This is a genomic window from Bradyrhizobium sp. STM 3562 (assembly GCF_045571435.1).
GTDB lineage: Bacteria > Pseudomonadota > Alphaproteobacteria > Rhizobiales > Xanthobacteraceae > Bradyrhizobium.
In genome coordinates, this window is sequence record NZ_CP120694.1 from 7,684,699 (window position 1) to 7,704,019 (window position 19,321).

General features: G+C 63.3%; 19 protein-coding genes and 1 pseudogene. 3 read left to right on the plus strand and 17 right to left on the minus strand.

Features of this window, described 5'->3' with window-relative positions; translation table 11 throughout:
• The first annotated feature begins 54 nt into the window (after positions 1-54).
• Positions 55-1,400, plus strand: a pseudogene (locus P6U23_RS35565) (IS5 family transposase).
• 129 nt (positions 1,401-1,529) lie between these two features.
• On the opposite strand, the gene P6U23_RS35570 reads toward P6U23_RS35565, so the two are convergent.
• A complete protein-coding gene (locus P6U23_RS35570; RefSeq protein ID WP_407176951.1) occupies positions 1,530-1,925 on the minus strand; it encodes a hypothetical protein in 396 nt (131 codons plus the stop codon).
• A 451-nt stretch (positions 1,926-2,376) separates the two neighbouring features.
• On the minus strand, positions 2,377-3,183 hold the full coding sequence (locus tag P6U23_RS35575; protein ID WP_407176952.1) for a response regulator: 807 nt from the start codon (positions 3,181-3,183) through the stop codon (positions 2,377-2,379).
• 210 nt (positions 3,184-3,393) lie between these two features.
• Between P6U23_RS35575 and P6U23_RS35580 the strand changes: the two genes are divergently transcribed.
• Entirely contained in the window at positions 3,394-3,642 is a 249-nt protein-coding gene (locus P6U23_RS35580; protein WP_024507679.1) for a NepR family anti-sigma factor, read from the plus strand.
• A complete protein-coding gene (locus P6U23_RS35585) occupies positions 3,642-4,187 on the plus strand; it encodes a sigma-70 family RNA polymerase sigma factor (RefSeq protein ID WP_024507678.1) in 546 nt (181 codons plus the stop codon). The genes P6U23_RS35580 and P6U23_RS35585 overlap by 1 nt, the downstream gene beginning before the upstream one ends.
• Before the next feature lie 147 nt (positions 4,188-4,334).
• Here P6U23_RS35585 and P6U23_RS35590 read toward each other — a convergent pair whose 3' ends face one another.
• The 15 genes from P6U23_RS35590 to urtA form a co-directional block, all read right to left on the minus strand.
• Positions 4,335-5,987 (minus strand): HWE histidine kinase domain-containing protein, encoded by a 1,653-nt coding sequence (locus P6U23_RS35590; protein ID WP_407176953.1) that lies wholly within the window; start codon positions 5,985-5,987, stop codon positions 4,335-4,337.
• 326 nt (positions 5,988-6,313) lie between these two features.
• Positions 6,314-6,952 (minus strand): urease accessory protein UreG, encoded by a 639-nt coding sequence (gene ureG / locus P6U23_RS35595; RefSeq protein ID WP_407176954.1) that lies wholly within the window; start codon positions 6,950-6,952, stop codon positions 6,314-6,316.
• A gap of 186 nt (positions 6,953-7,138) precedes the next feature.
• The gene (locus P6U23_RS35600) at positions 7,139-7,873 is read right to left on the minus strand and encodes an urease accessory protein UreF (protein ID WP_407181696.1); all 735 of its coding nucleotides are present in this window, start codon (positions 7,871-7,873) and stop codon (positions 7,139-7,141) included.
• Positions 7,854-8,447: an urease accessory protein UreE gene (gene ureE, locus P6U23_RS35605; protein WP_407176955.1), complete on the minus strand. Its 594-nt coding sequence runs from the start codon at positions 8,445-8,447 to the stop codon at positions 7,854-7,856. Before ureE ends, P6U23_RS35600 begins: the two co-directional genes overlap by 20 nt.
• 13 nt (positions 8,448-8,460) lie before the next feature.
• Complete coding sequence (locus P6U23_RS35610) at positions 8,461-8,757, minus strand: putative quinol monooxygenase (RefSeq protein WP_407176956.1); 297 nt, start codon at positions 8,755-8,757, stop codon at positions 8,461-8,463.
• A 38-nt stretch (positions 8,758-8,795) separates the two neighbouring features.
• Complete coding sequence (gene ureC, locus P6U23_RS35615) at positions 8,796-10,511, minus strand: urease subunit alpha (RefSeq protein WP_407176957.1); 1,716 nt, start codon at positions 10,509-10,511, stop codon at positions 8,796-8,798.
• Between the two features lie 51 nt (positions 10,512-10,562).
• Positions 10,563-11,102, minus strand: coding sequence for an HD domain-containing protein (locus P6U23_RS35620; protein ID WP_407176958.1), 540 nt, complete (start codon positions 11,100-11,102; stop codon positions 10,563-10,565).
• 366 nt (positions 11,103-11,468) lie between these two features.
• Positions 11,469-11,774 carry an urease subunit beta gene (locus tag P6U23_RS35625; protein WP_024507670.1) on the minus strand — a complete coding sequence of 102 codons (306 nt, stop codon included), beginning with the start codon at positions 11,772-11,774 and terminating at the stop codon, positions 11,469-11,471.
• Positions 11,775-11,891: 117 nt separating this feature from the next.
• Positions 11,892-12,194 carry an urease subunit gamma gene (locus P6U23_RS35630; protein ID WP_407176959.1) on the minus strand — a complete coding sequence of 101 codons (303 nt, stop codon included), beginning with the start codon at positions 12,192-12,194 and terminating at the stop codon, positions 11,892-11,894.
• Between the two features lie 83 nt (positions 12,195-12,277).
• A complete protein-coding gene (locus P6U23_RS35635) occupies positions 12,278-13,114 on the minus strand; it encodes an urease accessory protein UreD (protein WP_407176960.1) in 837 nt (278 codons plus the stop codon).
• An 82-nt stretch (positions 13,115-13,196) separates the two neighbouring features.
• The gene (gene urtE, locus P6U23_RS35640) at positions 13,197-13,892 is read right to left on the minus strand and encodes an urea ABC transporter ATP-binding subunit UrtE (protein WP_407181697.1); all 696 of its coding nucleotides are present in this window, start codon (positions 13,890-13,892) and stop codon (positions 13,197-13,199) included.
• Between the two features lie 4 nt (positions 13,893-13,896).
• On the minus strand, positions 13,897-14,658 hold the full coding sequence (gene urtD / locus P6U23_RS35645; RefSeq protein ID WP_407176961.1) for an urea ABC transporter ATP-binding protein UrtD: 762 nt from the start codon (positions 14,656-14,658) through the stop codon (positions 13,897-13,899).
• A 3-nt stretch (positions 14,659-14,661) separates the two neighbouring features.
• Complete coding sequence (gene urtC / locus P6U23_RS35650) at positions 14,662-15,834, minus strand: urea ABC transporter permease subunit UrtC (RefSeq protein ID WP_407176962.1); 1,173 nt, start codon at positions 15,832-15,834, stop codon at positions 14,662-14,664.
• Positions 15,831-17,399, minus strand: a complete 1,569-nt coding sequence (urtB, locus tag P6U23_RS35655; RefSeq protein ID WP_407181698.1) for an urea ABC transporter permease subunit UrtB — start codon at positions 17,397-17,399, stop codon at positions 15,831-15,833. Before urtB ends, urtC begins: the two co-directional genes overlap by 4 nt.
• 112 nt (positions 17,400-17,511) lie before the next feature.
• Positions 17,512-18,828 carry an urea ABC transporter substrate-binding protein gene (gene urtA, locus P6U23_RS35660; protein WP_407176963.1) on the minus strand — a complete coding sequence of 439 codons (1,317 nt, stop codon included), beginning with the start codon at positions 18,826-18,828 and terminating at the stop codon, positions 17,512-17,514.
• Between the last annotated feature and the right edge of the window lie 493 nt (positions 18,829-19,321).

Genomic DNA, 19,321 nt, shown 5'->3' on the forward strand with positions numbered 1-19,321 from the left:
GGAGATTCCCTCGAATCGCCGGGCATGATTCCGTGGTCGCAGCGGAGGGGACCGATGCGACCGAAAAAGTCGGAACCGACAGCGGAAGGCGATCTGTTTCGCGCCAGGCTGGATCAGATCATCAATCTGAAGCACGAGCTGGTGCAGCTCGGCGCCAAGATCGACTGGGATTGGATCGATCGCGAGATCGCACCGCTCTACAGCGACAAGGGCCGGCCGGGCGTGGCGAGCCGCTTCCTGATCGGGCTGCTGCTGCTCAAGCACATCTACGGCTTGTCGACGAAGGCGTCTGCGAGCGCTGGGTCTACGACCCGTATTTCCAGCACTTCACCGGCTTTGAATTTTTCCAGCATGAGTTCCCGCACGAGCGTTCCGGCCTCAGCCATTGGCGCAAGCGGCTTGGTAGCAAACTGGAGCTGTTGCTGGCCGAGAGCCTGAGGGTAGCGCATGAGACTGGCGCGTTGCGGACGCGCGATCTGAAGCGGGTGACGGTGGACACCACCGTTCAGCCCAAGGCCATCACCTTCCCGACCGACGCCAAGCTCGTCCATGCGGCGATCAAGGGCCTCAATCGGCTGGCACGCGCGCACGGCGTGCGGCTGCGGCAGTCCTATCTGCGTATCGCCAAGCGGGCGGCGATGATGGCCGGGCGCTATGCCCACGCCAAGCAGTTCAAGCGCCATCGTCGGCAGTTGCGCAGCTTGCGAACCTGGCTCGGCCGGCTTATCCGCGACATCCGCCGTAAGATCGGAGGTCAGTCGGAGCTTGAGGCTGCCTTCGAGCAGGCGCTTTTGCGCGCCGCGCAAATCCGCTCCCAGGAGCAGCGCCAGCGTGGCTGGAAGCTCTATTCCTTCCACGCGCCCGAGGTCGAATGCATCGGCAAGGGCAAGGCCTCGGCGCCTTATGAGTTCGGCGTCAAAGCCTCGATCGTGACCACTAACGCCCGCGCTCCGGGCGGCCAGTTTGTGCTGCACGCCCAGGCGCTGCCGGGCAACCCATATGACGGCCACACGCTCGGTGACGTCATCGAGGCCACCGAGAAGCTCACCGGTTGCGCGATCGAGCGCGGCTATGTCGACAAGGGCTATCGCGGCCACAAAACCGAAAACCCGCGCCGCGTCTTCATCTCCGGCCAGAAGCGGGGCGTCTTCGGCGCAATCAAACGCGAACTCAAGCGCCGCTCAGCCATCGAGCCCGTGATCGGACACATGAAGACCGACGGTCAACTCGGCCGCTGCTATCTCAAGGGCCGCGAGGGCGATGCGGCCAACGTCATCCTCTCTGCCGTCGGCCACAATCTCCGCCTCGTCCTCGCCTGGCTTAGCCTTCTGCTACGCTTGATCTTGAACGCCTTGATGCGACTGCTCGCCGCCCCAACCGCGCTCAATTGGGCTTCTTAACGGACGACATCATAGCGGTAGGGAGTTTGCGCGAAGCTTGTCGGCGCAGGATGCGCGCACTACGAGGCGCGCAACAGGAAGCCTGCACGAGAACCGTCCCGGCCTAGGCCAGCAACGGTTCTGCGCACCTCAGGTGACGCAGCGGCCCGGCTGCAATCGTTTTGCGACCTCGGTCAGCACGCTCACCATCGGCTCACAAGCCACCATCGGCTTCTGCTGCGTCGACCTGAACAGCGTCGTCGGCTTCCGCGGCGCCTCACGGGCTTCCACCGTCACCGGGATGCGGACCAGCACCGAAGTGGCCGAGAGCCCTGCAGGCCGGAACGCGATCGTCCGCATGGTTGGCAGCGACGGCACCAGCACGCTGGCGCGGTCGGCCTTGGCGGCACGATTGACGCCATCGCCGGCATTCCCCGACAGCGCCTGCAGCGGCGCGGAGAGATCATGACCTGAAGCAAACTGCACCGCACCCAGAGTCAGCGAAATAGCGGCGGCACCGAAAATTCCCTTAACCAGATAAGACATGGCGGTAATCCCTGTCCCATGACGATCAGGCTCACAACGTTAGTCACGGGAACAGGGTTCGCGGACGGGTGGATCACTTAACCGTGTGCAAAAAAATTTTCGACCGTCCGGAACGACTTTCGCGCCCGCGCGTCATCACGGCAGCCGGTTATTCCCCCCTGCCCCATTGACCGGCGACGTAGGGCGCGGCTGTGGTGATGCCAGCCGTGCCCTACTTTTTTGCGCACTATTCGTTTGCGCACTATTCGGTAGCTCGGTAGGCTGCGTACCTTTCGTAGGATGGGTAGAGCGCAGCAGCGAACCCATCATTCGTCGCCGCGGATGCGAGCTATGCGCTGATCTCTGAAGCTCGATGAGGCCTGTCGCAACAGAGCGCAGGCAAAAAAAGACCCGGCGCGCTGATCAGGCGCGCCGGGCGAATAGACAAACGCCATTCACTCAATTGACAAACTCAGGATGCCGCAGCCCTTGGCATGCGGTTGCGCGAATTGCGCTGGAAGAATAGCGCCTGGCTTGCCACCGCCGAGACCATCGCCGGCTGGAATGGCTTCGAGATCAAGAACGCCGGCTCCGGCCGCTCGCCGGTGAGGAAGCGCTCGGGATAGGCGGTGATGAACACCACCGGCACCTCGAAGCTGCGCAACAGCTCGTTCACGGCATCCAGACCCGACGAGCCGTCGGCGAGCTGAATGTCCGCGAGGATCAGGCCGGGCTTCCGGTTCTTGGCAATCGCAACCGCGTCGGCGTGAGTGCGCGCCACCCCGATCACGTTGTGACCGAGATTGCGCACCAGGCTTTCGAGGTCCATCGCAATGAACGTCTCGTCCTCGATGATCAGCACGTCGGTCGCGATCTCGGCGGCCATCTCGCGGCCGGCGGCATCGGCCAGACGCCGCGTCTCGGCCACGTCGGTGCCGAGAATGAACGCCACCTCCTGCTCCGAAAAGCCTTCCAGCGACAACAACAGGAACGCCTGGCGCGGCAGCGGCGTGATGTTGGACAACCGCCGCTCGGGTGGCATCGGCAAGGTCGTGACCTCGGAATCGTCGTTCAACGACACCGAATTCCAGATCTGGGTAAACAGTTTGAACAGCCCGGCCTTGGCCCCGTGCTGCTCGTCAAGCAACGAGGGATCCTGAAGCAGGGCCTCGAGCATGGCACCGACATAGGCGTCGCCGGATGCCTGGCTCCCCGTTAGCGCGCGGGCATAGCGCCGCAGCAACGGCAAATGTTCAGCAACAAGCTGTGATCGGGACATCCCCACTCCATCCGCTATTGGGCCAGAGACTTAAAAAAGGGGCGGCCCGGGGTTCCCCCTGATAGCTGATTACGCACCACGTGAAGAAAAGTTCCAGCGCAGCGGGAACTTTCGGCGCGAGTTTGAATTAGCATTTTTACGCAGAGGCCTCGCGCGCCAGAAATTCTTTGAACGACAGGGACTTAACCCCGGGGAAACGTGGAACAGGTCATGAAGGATGTGAAATCTCAGGCCAGCAAAAATGCGCCACCTGGCCGGCAGGGTGGCCTTAATGCCGAGATCCAGTCGAGAATCGGCCATCAACTGCGCGCCATGTATGACGATGTGGTGCGCCAAGGGGTTCCGGAGCGATTCGCGGAGTTGATCCGTAAGCTTGATGCACCGACCGCGGCTCACCAAGTGAGAAGCGAAGAGGAATCGGGCGGGGGGGCGAACGATCAAGAAAACGGGAGGGATTAATGCCTCTCACAGACTCCCTTCGCGACGATATTTTAGCGGCGGTGCCAAGCCTCCGCGCGTTCGCGATTTCGCTTTCAGGCAACGGCGATCGTGCCGACGATCTGGTGCAGGAGACGCTGTTGCGCGCGCTCGCCAACATCGACTCTTTCCAGCCCGGCTCGAACCTGCCCGCGTGGCTGTTCACGATCTTGCGGAACCTGTTCCGTTCCGACTACCGCAAGCGCAGACGCGAGGTCGAGGACGCCGAGGGCAACTATGCCAAGACGCTGAAGACACAGCCGTCGCAGGGTGCGCATCTGGAGTTCGAGGAGTTTCGGGCGGCGCTCGACAAGCTGCCGCAGGACCAGCGCGAGGCGCTGATCCTGGTCGGTGCCTCCGGCTTCTCCTATGAGGATGCTGCGACCATCTGCGGCTGCGCGGTCGGCACCATCAAGAGCCGCGTCAATCGCGCGCGCTCGAAGCTGGCCGCCCTGCTCTATGTCGAGGGCGCCGAGGATTTTGGTCCTGACGAGACCGTGCGCGCCGTGATCGGCGGCAACGGGTGATGACGCTGTCGTTCCGGCCACGCGAAAGCGGGAGCCGGGACCCATAAGCACCGGCCGTTGTTCTCGCGAGATCATCTGGCACGGCGCGGGTCCCGGCTTTCCGCGGCGAGTTGAACTCGGGGCGCGAGTGAAATCAAACCTGCGAGCTTACTTCGGCGGCCGCACCGGCGCGGAGAACTGCTCGGTGCGGTCGCGCTCGATCATGTCGATCACGGTGACCATCGGCGCGGTCAGTTCATAGACATAGCTGACGTCGGTGAAGTAACGTTTCGACGTGCCACCGAGCGCTTCGGGCGCGACGCGGTCGAGCAGGATCAGGCCGAAATCGCTATCGGGACGGCGCGTCGCCTCGCTGGTGTTGAACTCCTCCCAGCGGAAATGAAAGATCGCGTCGGGGTCTTCGCCGGTGACCTCCCAATTGGCGACGATATGAGGATGCTTGCCGACCAACGACAATCCCTCGTCGGAATGCGAGGCAAGTTCGAAGAACAACAGCGACAAGCTTTGGGCCGCACGCGCGCTGACGGCGATATCCGGACCGCTCACGGCGATGCGCTCGGCATGCGGAATGGCGCGCGCCTCGAACAGCCCCTTCAGCTTGACCCCCTGCCACTGGCTGTCGCTGAGCAGCGACACGACGTTGGACATCGCATGGATACGGCCGATCAGAAGCTCGCGCGCGACATCGATGTCGGAGCCGTGGCGTAGCGTCCGGGTGATGATCGACTGGATCACCGCCAGAATGTTCTTCACGCGGTGATTGAGCTCATCGATGACGGCGGTCAGCCTGCGCTCGAAACCGATCCGCACCTGGATTTCGCGGCTCAAGCGCAAATTGTTGTAGGCCACATAGCCGAACAGGCCGCAGACCACGCCGGTGAGCGCGAGGCCGATGGCGCCGACGATCGCCGCGGTCTGCTCGGCGCGCTTCGCCGCATTGGTCTTCGCGTAATAGGTAAGCGACCAGTCGCGATTGCCGAAGGTCACGGTGCGTGTCGCCGATGGCGCCTCACTCGGCGCCTTGCGGGCGCTGACGACGCCTTGGTCGTTGGCGACCAATTCTCCCTCGGCGTTGCGCGGGTCCTTCAGCGCCACCGAAAACAACGACAGGTCGTCATTGGTCAGCATCAGCGACGCCAGCTCGTAGGAGAAGATGACAAAGCCGGCCGGCGTATTGGCGTCGGGCTGCACCACCGGCGCGGCGAGCACCACGCCGATCGGTCCATGCTGACCCAGAAGGGGCAATGGATCGGACGCATAGGGCTTGCCCTCACCCATCGCGAGGGAGAGCGTGACGCCGAGGACAGCATTGTCGTTCAGCGCGCGCCCGACGAACGGGGCAGTCTGGGCATTGCGCGGCTCGACATCCATCAGGACATCAACAGGCTGTTGCAGCGAACGCGTGTCCAAAGGCTTGCCGTCGAGACTGCGGATGGTCGGATCGGGAAATCCGGCGCGCGCCAATTCATTGCGGGCGGCGTCCAACTCGCTCGGCTTGAGCCGCGCAACCCAGCCCGCGACGACGAAATCGGTCTTGAAAGCGTAGATCGACGAGCGCAGCGGCTCCAGCATGTTGGCCTTGATTCCCGAGGGCAGACGGAACAGGCCGGACGCGACCCGGGCAAGCAGTTCGCGCTCGGTCAGACGATCCTGGACCAGGCTGGCATGCACATCGATGGCGCGCGCCAGCGCAATGCCGTCGATGGTCAGTTCCTGCTGATGCACGCGATAGGCCGCGAGGCCGGAGAGCAGGACCCCGATCAGCGCGATAAAGCCGATGATGAAACCCAGCCGAACCACTCGCCTACTCGACAATGCGCGGTTGGCGGACAGACATCACGTTCATCGGGAATTCGCCGGCGCGGCAACGACGCGGAGGAGGACAGGGGCCAACCGGCTGATATGATGATGCAGTCATGATCGCTACGCAACTGCGCTCGGCCGTGAAGCTTAACGCTCGCGCTTCTTGGGAGACGGCTGACGGCTGCCCCGCAGAACCCGAATTATAGCAACTGTGCCGTGCGAATTTGGTTCCCGCCAGCGCGGAATTTCCGGCGCCCCCTTCGCGGCAGTCCCTGTCACAAACCTTAACAACATTAACGCATGAGCGGCCGCGCGAGCCGACGTCAGGGCCGCGGGGGCTGCGAGGCGCCGCTCAGCCCGCCTTTGGCCTCGATGAAGCCGATAATGCGGTCGAGCCCTTCGCTTTTCTTCAGATTGGTCATGACGAAAGGCCGTTCGCCCCGCATTCTCTTCGCGTCGGTCTGCATCTTCTCCAGCGAGGCCCCGACGTAAGGCGCAAGATCGATCTTGTTGATGACGAGAAGGTCGGAACGGGTGATCCCGGGACCGCCCTTGGAGGGGATCTTGTCCCCGGCTGCGACATCAATGACATAGATGGTGAGATCGGCGAGCTCCGGGGAGAAGGTCGCCGCGAGATTGTCGCCGCCGGACTCGATCAGCACCAAATCGAGATTGGGAAATTTCGCGCGCATGTCGGCGACCGCCGCGAGATTCATCGAGGCGTCCTCGCGGATCGCGGTGTGCGGGCAGCCACCGGTCTCGACGCCCGCGATGCGATCGGGCGTGAGCGAGCCCGAGCGCACCAGGAATTCGGCATCCCATTTGGTGTAGATGTCGTTGGTGATGGCGGCAATGTCATAGCGCTCGCGCATCGATTTGCACAACAGGTCCATCAGCGCGGTTTTGCCCGATCCGACCGGACCTCCGACGCCGATACGAAGCGGACCGTGAGAGCTAGGCATGTTGTGATCCTCGATCGTTGTCGTCCCGGCGAACGCCGGGACCCCCAGCGTGAGCGCTCGCGCTCATCGCGATACCGCGTGACGTATCAATAGGGCACGGTGGCAGATGCTCTTCGCAACAACGAAGGCCTGTGGTTATGGGTCCCCGCTTTCGCGGGGACGACGGTGAAGAATGTGGCGCTTCCATCATGACCTGAACAGCCGCGTATACTGCGTCTCGTGTCGCAGGCTGGCGAGATCGGCGCGAAAGGTCGCGCTGCCGATATCGTCGAGCGCGGCGAGTTTCGCACGCTCCGCAGTGGCCGCCACGCCGCCCTCCAGCGCAGCCAGCACATGCTGGCTGTCGGTCTGCCCGAGCGGGATCAGCCGGCTGCCGGCTGAAATCCAGTTCGAGACCAGCGCATGCAGAAAGGCGTGCAGCGTCGGATCAAGCGGGATCGCGTGTGCCGCGCCTGCGATCCCGACCGCGACCGGATAGACGATAGGCCCCTCGCAACGCGCAAGCGCCTGCTCCAGGCCGGGGCAGTTCCACGCCGCCCGCGCGGTTTCGACGAAGGCGCGCCCCTGGCTCGAGGTCTCGAGCTGCCGTTCGCGCGAGGGCACGAAGGCGGCCGCGAGTTCGGCAACCTCGCGCAGCGCGGCGTGATCGCCCGTCTCCACGGCGCGATGGGCATGCGAAAGGAACACGCCGTCGCAAAAGCCGGTCCCCTCGGTGAGCATCGCCGCGAGCCAATCGCGCAGCGTTTGCGCATCATGAATGTCGCCCGCCTCCACCGCCCATTCGATGCCGCTGGAGTAGGAAAACCCGCCGACCGGGAAGGCCGGCGACAACCAGGTCAGGAGCCGGTATAGCGCGGCCGCATCGGAGCCCATGAGCGCCCCCGGCTCCGGCGCCTCGCGCCTAGTCGTGGTCATGAGCATGGGAGTGACCGTGGTGGTGCCCATGATGGCCATGTCCATCGTGATGATGGTGCCCGTGATCGCGGCCATGGCCGTTATCATGCGCATGGTCATCGTGGGCATGATCGTGATGGGCGGCCGACTCGTGCGCATGGCCGTGAGCGGCCCCTGCATAGGCGCCGCCCTCGGGATCGAACGGCGCCTCGATCTCGATCACGCGCGCGCCCAAGCCTCTAACCATCCCCTCGATGACGTGGTCGCGCCGGATGCGCAAGCCCTTGGACATGATCTGTGTCGGCAAATGGCGATTGCCGAGATGCCAGGCGAGGCGGATCAGATGATACGGATCGGCCCCCTTGATCTCGAGCAGCGGCTCCGGCGCGGCGACCACTTCGATCAGCCGGCCGTCCTCCAGCACCAGCGCGTCGCCGCCACGCAGCGCCACCGCGTTTTCCAGATCAAGCAGAAACTCCAGTCCGCGCGTCCCCCGCATCGCCATGCGCCGCCGGTGACGGTCGTCGAAATCGAGCACGACCGTATCGGCCGGTGCCTCCGTCCAGCGATGCTGCGGCTTGACCTGCGTCGCGCGGATCATGTCCGGATGCCCCCTAAAACTTCTCGACCTTGCCGTCGCTGATGATCTCGATCACCGTGGAGATTTTGAGCGGCGTAGAATAATCGCGCCATTTCTTCATGTGCGGCGCCCGCGCGTGGGCATTGAGGTCATCGCGGGTCTCCCAGCGTTCGACCACCACATAAACATTCGGGTCATGGATGCTGATATGGCCCTCGTAAGACAGGCAACCCTTCTCCTTCCGTGTCTCGGCGATGCATTCCTTGTGGCCCGCGATGAAGGCCTCGCGGCCTTCCGGCTTCATTTGCGTGGTGGCGATGACGTAGATCACGAAATTCCTCCCGGTTTCTTTGAGATGCCGGACCGACCTTAGAACATGAAGTAGCGTTGCGCCAAGGGCAGCACCTGCGCAGGCTCGCAAGTGAGAAGCTCGCCGTCTGCGCGCACCTCATAGGTCTCCGGATCGACCTCGATTTTAGGCGTGGCATCGTTGTGGATCATGCTCTTCTTGGAGATCTTGCCGCGGGTGTTCTGGACCGCATAAAGCTTCTTGTCGATCCCAAGCTTGCGGGCCAGCCCTCCCGCGACCGCGGCTTTCGAGGTGAACACCACTGATGATGCGGTGAGCGACTTGCCGAAGGCGGCAAACATCGGTTGGTAGTGCACCGGCTGCGGGGTCGGAATCGAGGCGTTGGGATCGCCCATGGGAGCCGCCACGATCGAGCCGCCCTTGATGATGCAATCCGGCTTGACGCCGAAGAACGCCGGCGACCACAGCACGAGGTCGGCGAGCTTTCCTTTCTCCACCGAGCCGATCAGCTTCGAGACGCCGTGCGCGATCGCCGGATTGATGGTGTATTTGGCGATGTAGCGCTTGACGCGGAAATTGTCGTTGTCGTTGCCCTTGTCCTGCGGCAGCACGCCGCGCTGCTTTTTCATCTTGTCGGCGGTCTGCCAGGTGCGGATGATGACTTCTCCGAGCCGGCCCATCGCCTGGGAGTCCGACGACATCATCGAGAGCGCCCCTAGATCGTGCAGGATATCCTCCGCCGCGATCGTCTCCTTGCGGATGCGGCTTTCAGCAAAGGCGAGGTCCTCCGCGATCGAGGGATCGAGGTGGTGGCACACCATCAGCATGTCCAGGTGCTCGTCGATGGTGTTGCGGGTGAAGGGGCGGGTCGGGTTGGTCGAGGACGGCAGCACGTACTTCAACCCTGCGATCTTGATGATGTCGGGCGCATGGCCGCCGCCGGCGCCTTCGGTGTGGAAGGCGTGGATGGTGCGGCCCTTGAACGCCTTTACGGTGTCCTCGACAAAGCCGGACTCGTTCAGCGTGTCGGTATGGATCATCACCTGGATGTCGTAGTCGTCCGCAACCGACAGGCAGTTGTCGATCGCCGCCGGCGTCGTCCCCCAGTCCTCGTGCAGCTTCAGCGCGCAGGCGCCCGCCTTGATCATCTCCTCCAGCGCCGCCGGGCGCGACGCGTTGCCCTTGCCGGAAATGCCGAGATTGACCGGGAAAGCGTCGAACGACTGGATCATCCGCGCCATGTGCCACGGCCCTGGCGTGCAGGTGGTGGCAAAGGTGCCGTGCGACGGCCCGGTGCCGCCGCCCAGCATCGAGGTGACGCCGCTCATCAGCGCATGTTCGATCTGCTGCGGGCAGATGAAATGGATGTGGCTGTCAAAGCCGCCGGCGGTGAGGATCTTGCCTTCGCCCGCGATCACGTCGGTGCCCGGGCCGATCACGATGGTAACGCCGCCCTGGATGTCGGGATTGCCGGCCTTGCCGATGGCGCTGATCAAACCGTCCTTGATCGCGACGTCGGCCTTGACGATGCCCCAGTGATCCACGATCAGCGCGTTGGTGATCACAGTGTCGGCCGCGCCCTGCCGGTTCGTGGTCTGCGACTGGCCCATGCCGTCACGGATCACCTTGCCGCCGCCGAACTTCACCTCTTCGCCATAGGTGGTGAAGTCCTTCTCCACCTCGATGATGAGATCGGTGTCGGCAAGGCGCACCTTGTCGCCGGTGGTCGGGCCGAACATATCGGCGTAGACCGAACGCTTGATTTTCACAGACATCAAATGCCCCCCAACTGAAGAATTAATGACGCCGGCAAGCGGATGGTGGCGTCACATCGCGCTCCTGGCATTGGCGACGGCTTCATCGAATAGCCCATCGAGCGTCGCGTTCACGCCGCGGCAACCCGCGACGACTTTCTCCGCCCAGGCAACGTAATCGGCCAGCTCATCGCGCTCAGCCTGAGTTGGATTCGGAAAAATCCGGGCCCGCACATTGCTGATCTTGTCGGCGATCTTGATCAGTTTCGCGCCCGGCGATTTCTTCGGCGCGTCTTCCACCTGCTTCTGCCGGCGCTCGCTTTTCGACAGGCTCATGTCGTCGGTGCATTCCTCCACCAGCCCCGCGACCCGCAAGCCGAAGCGTTGCGCAAGCTCGTCATGCGTGGTCTCGGTGTCTTCAAGCGTGTCATGCAGCCACCCCGCCGCAACCAGTTCGGCATCCTCGCCGTTGCTCGCCGCCGAGAGCAGGCTCGCGACTTCGGCGAGATGATTGATGTAAGGCTCGTCGGCGCGTGCCTTTCGCTGCTGCCCGGTATGGCGCCGCGCCGCAAGCTCGGCAGCTTCGGAGATGAGGCGGATTCCCGTCAGCATGGGTCAAAGCCTCCATTTGGTTCGCCCAACAGGGCGCTCTCAGTGTCCCCTCCCCACTTGCGGCAGGGCCATCGCATATTGATTTCTGCTGTTCGCGCGACAGCCGCGTCAACGAATTCGGTGTCGTCCCCGCGAAGGCGGGGACCCATAACCGCAGGCTGCAGTTGGAGCGCGAGATATGGGTTAGCGATCTTCGCCAAACTCCATCCTAGGGTTATGGGCCCCGGGTCGCGCTTCGCTTGCCCGGGACGACGGTGTTCTTCTCCGGCATGTGCAATGGCCCTCCCCCGCAAGGGGGGAGGGAGCCAGACGCATGTGCTCACCTCACAATATCTCACAGAACACAGCTCTCAATCGGCGCTCAACTCACAGCTTGCCCATCACATCGCCACGAAAACCGTAGATGGTGCGTTTGCCCGCGAGCGCGACGAGTTGCACGTCGCGAGTCTGGCCGGGCTCGAAGCGGACTGCGGTGCCGGCGGCGATGTCGAGCCGCATGCCACGCGCTTTTTTGCGATCGAATTTCAGCGCCGGGTTGGTCTCGAAGAAATGGTAGTGCGAGCCGACCTGGATCGGGCGGTCGCCGGTGTTGGAAACCGTGAGCGTCACCGTCTTGCGGCCGGCATTGAGCTCGATCTCGCCGTCCTTGATGAAGAGTTCGCCGGGGATCATGTTTCTCTCTCCGTCATTCCGGCGCGCCTCGAAGCGGCGAACCCGGAAATCTCGATCAAACAAGCTCTGGATTCCGGGTTCGGCCGTTCCGGCCGCCCCGGAATGACAAATGCGAGGTTAGCGGATTGGTTCGTGCACGGTGACGAGCTTGGTGCCGTCCGGGAAGGTCGCTTCGACCTGGATGTCATGGATCATCTCGGGGATGCCGGGCATCACCTGGTCGCGGGTCAAGACCTGCGCGCCGGCCTGCATCAGCTCGGCCACGGTGCGGCCGTCGCGTGCGCCCTCGACGATGAAATCCGAGATGATGGCGATGGCCTCTGGGTGGTTGAGCTTGACGCCGCGCTCCAGCCTTCGCCGCGCCACCATGGCCGCCATCGAAATCAGAAGCTTGTCTTTTTCGCGGGGAGACAGATTCATGCGTGATCTCTAACGATTTTGAGCAAACCTACGGCTTGAGCATGAGCGCGTCGGAAACCGGTAGCCACTTTCCCGACCATGCCCTAGTTGATCCAGAGCCGCGGCAGCGGAAGATCGCTTGCGCGACCCAGTACCGCGATCATGTCGGCGCGAAGCCGCGTCGCATCTTGGGCACAGAAGCGCGCCATTGCAAACCCATTCCAGGCGGAGATGCCGACCTCGCCGCCAAAGCCGTCCGCGGCTTGCCTGATCCGCTCCACCAGAGCCTGGTCGCCCGGCACGACCAACGCGGTTGCGATTGCCGCCGCACCCTTGCCGATCGCAGGTCGCGCGAGCTTGCCGCCGATATCGCCGTCGAGCCGTACGGTCTCGGCGAAAACGAGCTTGCCGCCATACCGCAGCCGCCAGCGATCGACGAAGCTGCCACCTTGCATCCGCTCCCCCATGGCGGCGCGGCCGAACACCACGATCTCGCAAAGCAGCAGCGAGGCGCCCTCGGCCAGGTCAATGTCGATGCGGCGCAAGACTTTGGCACGATCGAACAGGATGGTTTCCTGCGGCAGCCAGGCGAGCTGCGCGCCTGCGGCGACGCTCAAGGAGATCGCAAGCTCAGCCGGCTCGTCCGTGGCGCGATAGACCTTTTCCGCGGCCGCCGTGGTCAGCGTCAGGCGCGCCTCTTCGCCTGCCGTGATCCGGACCTCAAAGCGGTCGCCGCCGGCCACGCCGCCCGCGGTGTTGACAAACACCGCCGAGAGCCCCTCGCCCTCCGGCGACGGAAAGCGGACGCGCAAAGAACCGGACTCATGCAGAGAGCCGCGCCTGGTAACGCCATCGCGCACCCGCACGTCGAACGCAACCGCGCCGCGGGCCCGATTGGCGGCGAACACCGCCGACGACGTGCTGGGTGTATCCGTCTGCATTCGCTCCCTCATTCGGTCCACCTCTCCTTCCGGGCGAGGTGCACCTTCGCCGGCCGCAACGGCTCGACCAACTATCCACCACTCACAGCGCCATCTGACGGCTGATCTCGGCCTGGTCGAGGCCCGCGCGATCACAGGAAAACTTCACTGCGCCGCGGTCCATCACGGCAAAATAGTCGCCGAGCTCGCAGGCGAAGTCGAGATATTGTTCGACCAGCACGATGGCGATATTGCCGAGATTGCGAAGATAGGAGATCGCGCGGCCGATATCCTTGATGATCGAGGGCTGGATTCCCTCCGTGGGCTCGTCTAGCAGAAGCAGTTTGGGCCGCATCACCAGCGCGCGCCCGATGGCAAGTTGCTGCTGCTGGCCGCCGGAGAGGTCGCCGCCGCGCCGCCCGAGCATGGATTGCAGCACGGGAAACAGCGAGAACACGTCATCGGGGATGTTGCGATCATCGCGCTTGAGCGGCGCAAATCCGGTTCGCAGATTCTCTTCCACCGTCAGCAGTGGAAATATCTCGCGCCCCTGCGGCACGAAGCCAATACCGCGGCGCGCCCGCTCGTAAGGCTTCAGGGCGGTGATGTCGGCGCCTTCGAAAGTGATGGAGCCGGAGGCGACCGGATATTGGCCGACGAGGGCGCGCAAGAGCGAGGTCTTGCCGACGCCATTGCGCCCGAGCACACAGGTCACCTTGCCCGGCTGCGCGTTGATCGACACCCCGCGCAACGCCTGCGCCGCGCCGTAATAGAGATTGATGTCCTTGACTTCGAGCATCGCCTCAGCGCCCCAGATAGACTTCAATGACCCGCTCGTTCGACGAGACCTGGTCGATCGTGCCTTCGGCCAGCACCGTGCCTTCATGCAGGCAGGTGACCTTGACACCAAGCTCGCGCACAAAGCTCATGTCGTGCTCGACCACCATGACGGTGTGATCGCGATTGATCTGCTTGAGCAGCTCGGCGGTCTGCTGCGTCTCGACGTCGGTCATGCCGGCCACGGGCTCGTCGACCAGGAGCAGCTTGGGGTCCTGCGCCAGCAGCATGCCGATTTCCAGCCACTGCTTCTGGCCATGCGAGAGACTGCCCGCGAGCCGCTTGCGCGCATCCGTCAGGCGGATGGTCTCGAGCACCCGATCGATCCGGTCGGCGTCCGATTTGTTCTGGCGCCAGAACAGCGTGCCTCTGACGCTGTGATCGACATTGAGCGCGAGCAGGAGATTGTCCTCGACCGTCTGGCTCTCGAATACGGTCGGCTTCTGGAACTTGCGCCCAATGCCGAGCTCGGCGATATGCGTCTCGTCAAGCCGGGTCAGGTCGGTGGTGCCGTCGAACAGCACGGTGCCTTCGTCCGGCTTGGTTTTGCCGGTGATGATGTCCATCATCGTCGTCTTGCCGGCGCCGTTCGGACCGATGATGGCGCGCATCTCGCCCGGCGCGAGCGTCAGCGACAAATTGTTGATGGCCTTGAAGCCATCGAAGGAGACGTGCACGCCGTCGAGATAGAGCAGCGCGGAAGTGGTGCGACCGTCGACCGTGTTCATGCCTCACTCCGCCATCTTGGGTTCGCTGACGCCGTTTTCGCGCGCGGCGCTGGCGACGGCCTCCGCCGCAAGCCGCCGCTCCTTCCAGGGCAGCCACCAGCTATTGATGGTGCCGACGATGCCCTTCGGCAACAGCAGCGTCACCAGGATGAACAGCGCACCCAGCATGAACAGCCAGTACGGAGCGAGCGCGCCTGACGTGAAGAACGTCTTGGCGTAGTTGACGACGATGGCCCCCAAAGCCGCTCCGACCAGCGTGCCGCGCCCGCCGACGGCAACCCAGATCACCGCCTCGATGGAATTTCCCGGCGCGAATTCGGACGGATTGATAATGCCGACCTGCGGCACGTACAGCGCGCCGGCAACGCCCGCCATGCAGGCCGAGAGCGTGAAGACGAACAGCTTGTAGGATTCGACGCGGTAGCCGATGAAACGCGTGCGCGATTCCGCGTCGCGGATCGCGATCAGCACCTTGCCGAGCTTGGAGGTCACGATCGCGCGGCAGATCAGAAAGGCGATGATCAGGAACAGGCAGCTCAGCGCGAACAGCGCGGCGCGGGTGCCCTCGGCCTGGACGTTGAAGCCGAGAATGTCCTTGAAGTCGGTCAGGCCGTTGTTGCCGCCGAAGCCGAAATCATTGCGGAAAAAGCCGAGCAGGAGCGCATAGGTCATCGCCTGCGTGATGATGGAGAGATACACGCCGGTGACGCGCGAGCGGAAAGCGAACCAGCCGAAGCAGAAGGCGAGCAGGCCGGGGACCAGGATCACCATCAGCGCGGCAAACGGGAACATGTCGAAGCCATACCAGTACCAGGGCAGCTTCTGCCAGTTCAGGAACACCATGAAGTCCGGCAGGATCGGGTTGCCGTAGACGCCGCGGGTGCCGATCTGGCGCATCAGATACATGCCCATGGCGTAGCCGCCCAGCGCAAAGAATGCGCCGTGGCCGAGCGAGAGAATGCCGCAATAGCCCCAGATCAGGTCGATCGCGAGCGCCAGAATCGCGTAGCAGACATATTTGCCCCACAGCGCCACCAGATAAGTCGGCACCTGGAAGAACGAGCCTGACGGCAGCAGCAGGTTGGAGAGCGGAATCAGGATGCCGCAGGCGGCGACCACCAGGATGAAGGTGGTCGCGACCCGATCCAGCGACCGCGTCAGCACATGGCTCATCATGCTTCCACCGCCCGTCCCTTGAGCGCGAACAGGCCGCGCGGCCGTTTCTGGATGAACAGGATGATCAGCACGAGAATGGCGATCTTGCCGAGCACCGCACCGGCGACCGGCTCCAGGAACTTGTTGGCGATGCCGAGGGTGAAGGCGCCGACCAGCGTGCCCCAGAGATTGCCGACGCCGCCGAACACCACCACCATGAAGGAGTCGATGATGTAGCCCTGGCCGAGATTGGGGCTGACATTGTCGATCTGCGACAGCGCCACGCCCGCGATGCCCGCGATCCCCGAGCCCAGGCCGAAGGTCAGCGCATCGACGCGCGAGGTGGCAATTCCCATCGAGGCCGCCATGCGGCGGTTTTGCGTCACCGCGCGCATCTGCAGGCCGAGCGAGGTGAAGCGCAGCATCGCCAGCAGGATCGCGAATACGGCGAGCGTGAAGCAGAGGATCCACAGCCGGTTATAGGTGATGGTGATCTGGCCGAGCTCGAATGCGCCGCTCATCCACGAGGGATTGCCGACCTCGCGGTTGGTCGGGCCGAAGACGGTGCGCACCGCTTGCTGCAGCACCAGCGACAGGCCCCAGGTCGCAAGCAAGGTCTCCAGCGGCCGGCCGTAAAGGAAGCGGATGATGCTGCGCTCGATCACGACGCCGATCGCGCCTGAAACCAGAAAGGCCAGCGGCACCGCGATCAGAAGCGAATAGTCGAACAGAGCGGGATAGCGGGTGCGAATCACCTCCTGCACCACGAACGTGGCGTAGGCCCCGAGCATCACCATTTCGCCATGGGCCATGTTGATGACGCCCATCACGCCGAAGGTGATGGCAAGCCCGATCGCCGCGAGCAGCAGCACCGAGCCGAGCGAAAGGCCGTACCAGGCATTCTGGACGCCGGACCACATCGCAAGCGAGCTCTGGATCGACGAGATCGCGCTCGCCGCGGCTTTGGCGACGCTGGGCGGCTGGTCGGCGCCGATGTCGTTGAGCATCGCGAGCGCTTCCTGGTCGCCACGCGAGCGGATGATCGCGATCGCATCGAGCTTCTCTTTTTCCGACGCGTCGGCCTTGAACAGCAGGATCGCCGCGCGCGCCTGTTGCAGCGCGGCTTTCGCGGTGCCGTCCGTCTCTTTCGCCAGCGCGCTTTCGACCGCCGGCAGCGCCTGCTCCTCATGGGACTTGAAGACGGAGCGGGCAGCCGAAATGCGCGTTTCCAGCGTCGGAGACAACAGCGTCAATCCGCCCAGCGCGGCCTGAACTTGACGGCGCAGCTTGTTGTTGAGACGGACCTCGCTGGCGCTGTCGGGAATGGCATCGACGGGAGCCCCGGTCGCCGCGTCGATCGCCTTGCCGTCGGCCTGCTTGATGTAGACCTTCTTGGTATCGGCATCGAACATCAGCCGCTCGTCCTGCAGCGCACTGATGATCGGATAAGCGAGCGGATTTCCCGATGCGGCGATCGCGGCGACCGCCTCTTCGGTATCCGAGAAATCGTCGGTGGTGAATTTGGCGACCGCATCCTCGAACGGGCCCGCGAAGGCAGGGCCCGCGACGGCGATCAGCAGAAGCATCAACGCAAGCGCGCGACGCAGAGCGGTGAACTTGGCAAGCACTGGCAAAACCCCGGCAAGAGGTAAAGGGAAGGCGACGACATCGCCGCCCTCCCCGCGTCGTGAGGTCAGATCAGGTGCCCGAGCCCAGGCACTTGTTGGTCTTGACGTTGTAGTTGCCGCACTTCTTGCCGACCCAATCGCCGATCAGGTCCTTGGAGCCTTCGAGCTCCTTCGACCAGGCATCGCCCGGGACGAGGTCCTTGGTCTTGAACACCACGTCGAACTGGCCGTTGGCCTTGATCTCGCCGATGAACACGGGCTTGGTGATGTGATGATTGGGCAGCATCTTCGCGGTGCCGCCGGTCAGGTTCGGCACTTCGATGCCGGGCAGCGCGTCGATCACCTTGTCCGGATCGGTCGACTTCACCTTCTCGACCGCCTTCACCCACATGTTGAAGCCGATGTAGTGCGCTTCCATCGGGTCGTTGGTGGTGCGCTTGTCGTTCTTGGTGAATGCGTGCCATTCCTTGATGAATTTCTCGTTCGCCGGCGTCTTGATCGACTCGAAGTAATTCCAGGCGGCGAGATGGCCGACCAGCGGCTTGGTGTCGATGCCGGCGAGCTCTTCCTCACCCACCGAGAACGCGACCACCGGAATGTCGGTCGCCTTGATGCCCTGGTTGCCGAGCTCCTTGTAGAAGGGGACGTTGGCGTCGCCATTGATGGTGGAGACCACGGCGGTCTTCTTGCCGGCCGAACCGAAGGTCTTGATCTTGGAGACCTCGGTCTGCCAGTCGGAGAAGCCGAACGGCGTGTAGTTGATCATGATGTCGTCGGCGGCGACGCCCTTGGACTTGAGGTAAGCCTCGAGGATTTTGTTTGTGGTGCGCGGATAGACATAGTCGGTGCCCTCAAGCACCCAGCGCTTCACCTTCTCTTCCTTCATCAGGTAGTCGACGGCCGGGATCGCCTGCTGGTTCGGCGCTGCCCCGGTATAGAAGACGTTGCGCTCGCTTTCCTCGCCCTCGTACTGCACCGGATAGAACAGGATATTGTTCAGCTCCTTGAAGACCGGCAGCACGGATTTGCGCGACACCGAGGTCCAGCAGCCGAACACGACCGCGACCTTGTCCTTGGTGATAAGTTCGCGCGCCTTTTCGGCGAACAGCGGCCAGTTCGAGGCGGGATCGACGACGACCGCTTCCAGCTTCTTGCCGAGCACGCCGCCCTTCTTGTTCTGCTCGTCGATGAGCATCAGCATCACGTCTTTCAGCGTCGTCTCACTGATCGCCATGGTGCCGGACAACGAATGAAGAATACCGACCTTAATCGTATCGTCCGCGGCGAATGCCGGCGACAACGCGAAGCCGAGCGCCAGGCCGGCGGTCGCCGCCAGCCAGCGACGTCGAGTCATCGTCGCGATGTCCTGAGTAAGTTTTCTAAGCATTGAGATATCCTCTCCCTGACGCAGGCGTGAAAAAACGCTGCGACGACCGGACCGGCCGCGCGTTGGGAGAATCGCAAGAACTGTGCCATGGCCTGCGGCAGGCCTAAGCCAATGATTGGCCAGATGAAATGCGAAGAACGCGCAAAAATACCGCGATTTTCTGCCTATTTTTTGGCCCGTCAAAATGGCTGCCTTCTCGGCAATCCGCTTAATTTGTGAGCAATTCTTGGTAAATGTCTAATTTTCCGGCATGCGATTGCGACCGGGACGCGCAGACCTGCGCATATTCCGCCAAACCCGCGCTCCCGGTGCGACTTCATCCTTGAAAGTGCCGCGTTCCCGTTCCATATCGGGTCCAGCACCCCAGAGAATCATCGGGGCATCGCAAGCCGCGTGTTCTTAAGCCCTCCGCAAACGGGCTTTTGGCTTGCCTTTCAGCCTAACAAAATCGACGCCGCCAACACGCGGGTGTCTTGAAGATCGTCCGCACGCG